This is a genomic window from Brachyspira sp. SAP_772, from assembly GCF_009755885.1.
In the GTDB taxonomy this organism is placed as follows: Bacteria; Spirochaetota; Brachyspiria; order Brachyspirales; family Brachyspiraceae; genus Brachyspira.
The window spans coordinates 1-539 of sequence record NZ_VYIX01000351.1; the positions used below are offsets into that span (position 1 = coordinate 1).

The 539-nt window shown below is 29.1% G+C and carries 1 protein-coding gene; it reads right to left on the reverse strand.

The genetic code is table 11. The features are described from left to right. Positions 1 to 137: 137 nt before the first annotated feature. Positions 138 to 539 (reverse strand): 50S ribosomal protein L19 (rplS, locus tag GQX97_RS14460; RefSeq protein WP_198391282.1); only part of this gene is annotated, 402 nt, incomplete at its 5' end.

Consider the following 539-nt stretch of genomic DNA (forward strand, 5'->3'; position numbering starts at 1 on the left):
TACCTGCTTTACGATGCTTAGCTATATCGGGAGCTACAACTTTCATCATAAAAACCTTATCTGACCATTGTTCTTTGGCAACAATTTTATAGCCCATAAAGATTTCTCCTTAAAAATATAAAAATTATTTAAATTTATTAATTATTTTCTGTTGTTGTTGTTTCTTCTGCTGATTCTTCTTTAGCAGGTTCTTCAGATTTTATTAAATCAGAATGTTTAGGTATTTTTACGCCAAGTCTTTCTACTAAGCGAGCTTTTTTACCTACTTTATCTCTTAAATAATAAAGTTTAGCTCTTCTTACTTTAGCTTTTCTTATAATATCAATATGGTCAATTCTAGGAGAGTTTACTAAGAATATTCTCTCAACACCTACACCATAAGATATTTTTCTAACTATAAAACTTTTATTGATACCTTTACCGCGCATTGAGATAACTACACCTTCAAATGCTTGTAATCTTTCTCTATCTCCTTCTATAATTTTTACCCATACTTTTACTGTATCACCTATTTCAAAAGGCAAAATAGCTTCTTTTTT